Source organism: Streptomyces sp. NPDC056948 (assembly GCF_042674225.1).
GTDB classification, from domain to species: domain Bacteria; phylum Actinomycetota; class Actinomycetes; order Streptomycetales; family Streptomycetaceae; genus Streptomyces; species Streptomyces purpurascens.
In genome coordinates, this window is record NZ_JBHUQX010000657.1 from 1 (window position 1) to 3359 (window position 3359).

Genomic DNA, 3359 nt, shown 5'->3' on the forward strand with positions numbered 1-3359 from the left:
CCTTGAGAGTCTCCCGCCCTGCCGTGCTGTTTCACGTGAAACAAGAGATGCCGGTCGGAGGTCGGAGACCCAGGCGCAGAAGCCCGGGCTCAGACCTTGCGTACCTTCCACACCACTTCCGCCGGCCACTTCTCCGCCCAGTTCCGGTCGAGGGCCTCCTTGAAGTAGGTGGCGCCGCCGGCCGGGGCGATGGGTTCCACCAGTCGCTCGATGGAGAACCCGCAGTCCCGGAACATGTCGATCCACTGCGCGTAGGTGGAGTGGAAGACGACCACGTCGCCGCCGTACTTCATCCGGGCGTCGCCGTAGGGGTTCGCGAGGCGCTCGCCGACCGTGCCGCTCTGGTTGTCGAAGCACAGCTGCAGGAGCGGGGAGTAGGTGCACAGCCCGAGGATGCCGCCGGGGCGGAGCACACGGTGGGCTTCCTGGAGCAGGCGCCGGGGTGGGGAGAAGTCGAACGCGCCGTGGTCGCAGAAGGCCGCGTCGAAGACCCCTGAACGGAACGGCAGGCGCTCCGCCGCGGCCTGGACGAAGCCCGCGGCTCCTTCGCCGAGGGCGCGCGAGAGCTGGCCGGAGGAGAGTTCGACACCGTAGGCCTCGTATCCGGCGCGGGCGAACCCGATGGTGTCGTGCCCGATGCCGCAGCCGAGGTCGATGATCCGGGAGCCGGCCGGGAGGTCATCGGTGAAGATCTTGAGGTCGCTCTCCGGAAGGTGCCAGATACCCCAGGAGGGGTGCCGGTCGGCGTCGAAGTGCTCGGGGTGGGCATCGTGGTAGAGCTCGCTGTTGGAGTCCCAGTACTGCTCGTTGACCTTGAGGTAATTGATCTTTGCCATCGCTTGTCCTCAGTCTTGCGGGAGTTCGCACACCGACAGGTCCGCCCAGCCGGACGGCGGGCTGATGTAGTTCTTCACGCGCAGCCGGGAGGCCGACCTGAGCCGTCCGAACGGGCAGACTTCGCCGGTCGTGCTCAGCAGCCGTTCGGCCTGGGCGCAGTGGCCGATCCGGTCCTGGAGGTCGTCCGCGGCGAGGGCCCGGTGCACGGTGTCCTTGAACGCCGACGCGGGTCCGCCGGGGAGCCGGTCCGCTGGGCGGCGGGTGAAGGGAAGCAGGAGGGCAACCGGGTCGGGCCAGGGCGAGGCCATCAGCACGAGGCGGAAGTCTTCGCGGTGCGTGGTGTGGAGCTCGGTGAGATAGGCCCGGTAGTCGATGGCCTCGGGCCGGAGGGTGAGTCCGGTGTTCTCGCCGATCTGGCCGGCGAGGATGCGTGCCGTCTCCCGGTTCGGTGAGAAGTCCGGGAAGACCAGACGGACGGGAGTGCGCCCGGCCGCCGGGAACAGCTCGTGTGCCGCGCGGGCCGGTGCGAGGGGGCGGTGGGGGTCCCACAGACCGGTTAAGGAGTCCAGTGGGCTGAGGGCGCCGTGCAGCCCGCGGGACAGCTCCCGGCGGTCGAGGGCTGCCGCGACGGCCTGCTTGTGTTCTGGGGCCATGCCGCTCGGCGGCAGGAGGGCGACGGCGATGTCGAGGTCGTCGACCTGGAGGTCCGGGTAGTCGGCGCGGTGTGCCCAGCGGGGCACGGGGAACGTCGTCGGGCAGGTGATGTCGACGGCTCTTCGGTCGTAGAGGCGCTGCCCGTGCTCGGCGCCGGAGGACAGGACGTAGGTGACATCGGGCCAGGGGCCGGTTGCCCGCAGTCGGATCTCGCCGGGCGGGCTGTCGGCCAGGGTGTAGGCGCCGCTGGTGACGGCCGGGTCGCTGTGCCGGGGGCCGAAGACGGGGTTGGCCAGGAGCGCGGGCAGATTGCCGACGGGGTGGCGGGTGGTCAGCAGCAGCCGGTCGGGGTCGAGGGGCTGGATCTGCTCGATGAGCGACACGAGCCAGGCGAAGGGGCCGGCCTGCTTGGCGACTGCCGCGATGTGCCGGGCGATGTCGCGAGCGTGGATCTGCCGGCCGTCGGACCATTGGGCACCGGGCCGCAGGGCGAAGTCCCAGCGTTTCTCGTCCAGGCGGAGCACGTTGTGCAGCAGGCCTGGCCTCAGGGTGCGGTCGGGGCCTTCCACGAAGAGCGGACGGGCGAGTTGGCGCGTGATCGTCAGGCCGGTCCAGTCGTCGGCCGCGCCATAGAGACCCGACGGAATCAGGTCCGTTTCCACTCGGATCGGCTTGGACATGCCGCTTCCCCTTTGGCGCGATACTGCTGCGTTTTTGGCGCGAACCGTGTCGCTACGGCGAGGTACAGCCGCTCAAGCCTTCACCACAGCATGCCGAGCGCCCGCTTATTGGGCCTGGGCGATGATATGACCGGTTTCGAAATCGATGATTTTCCGCACGTCGTATTCGACGAGCTCGGTGATGCCCGCAAGGTGATGAATGATCGCAGCGGCCATCCAGGCACCGATGATGGTGTTGTTGGGGCCGAAGGAATAGCGCGTGCTCCGGAGATTCCCGGCGCCATTGTCCGACGCGGCGTCGGCGCGTACAGGAAAGGAGAGCTGCCTGGGAGTGACGGTTGATATCCCCGGGGCGAAGAGCGGTCCGTAGAAGCCGCGCTGCATGCCCACACCGCCGAACATCGACGGTATATTCCGGCCCCAGGCCGATTCGGCCACCGCATCGGAGATGCTGCCGATCGGCTGGTCGATGCACACGGCGATGACATCGACATCCGGATGCGCTTCCAGGACTTCGCCGATTTCCTCGGGTGATCCGACGAACCGGTCGACGAGCGAGATCTCGGCGTCCGGAACACGGTCCCGGACATAGGTGCGGGCCGCGTGCAGTTTGGGTTCTCCCACGGCTGCCACGGGAAAGGTGAACTGCCGGTTCAGGTTGTTCAGCTGCACCTTGTCGGCGTCGACGAGGACGAAGCGCCTGACGCCGGCTCCGATGAGGTGCTGGAGGATCACGCTGCCGGTGCCACCGACGCCCATGACCATGACCTTGGCGTCGCAGATGCGGCGTTGTGCCTCGTCAGGGCGGTGTGTGTGCAGGGCCAGATGCCCCCACTGCCGGGCATGAACGCTGTCGTCGGCCGCGGGTCCCGATGGCGACTCGATGAGAAGGCCGCGTTTCCGCAGGGCTCTGACGAGGCCCGCGCATGCGGAGTCACGGCGCGTCAGCCTTTCGAGGGCTTCGTTCTCACAGCCGCCTTCGAGGGCTTCCAGCAGCCGGCTGACGGTGCCCTTGCTGTCATCGAGGACGTATTTCTTCTTCTCGCCCTGGAACGTCACCGTGCCGTCGGCCGATTCCAGTTGCCAGGCCGGGTTCAGCCATACACGCATAGCGCGCGAACACATCCTCGAGGCAGGAAGCGGATACCACTCAGGGATGCACGGAGCGGGAGTGCGACCCCGTTTTAC

General features: G+C 68.0%; 3 protein-coding genes. All 3 read right to left on the reverse strand.

The window, feature by feature from the left end; genetic code table 11:
• Positions 1 to 89: 89 nt before the first annotated feature.
• On the reverse strand, positions 90 to 836 hold the full coding sequence (locus ACFTZL_RS43010; protein ID WP_382595500.1) for a class I SAM-dependent methyltransferase: 747 nt from the start codon (positions 834 to 836) through the stop codon (positions 90 to 92).
• 9 nt (positions 837 to 845) lie between these two features.
• The gene (locus ACFTZL_RS43015; RefSeq protein WP_382595503.1) at positions 846 to 2171 is read right to left on the reverse strand and encodes an ABC transporter substrate-binding protein; all 1326 of its coding nucleotides are present in this window, start codon (positions 2169 to 2171) and stop codon (positions 846 to 848) included.
• A gap of 105 nt (positions 2172 to 2276) precedes the next feature.
• On the reverse strand, positions 2277 to 3281 hold the full coding sequence (locus ACFTZL_RS43020; RefSeq protein WP_382595506.1) for a ThiF family adenylyltransferase: 1005 nt from the start codon (positions 3279 to 3281) through the stop codon (positions 2277 to 2279).
• Positions 3282 to 3359 lie beyond the last annotated feature (78 nt).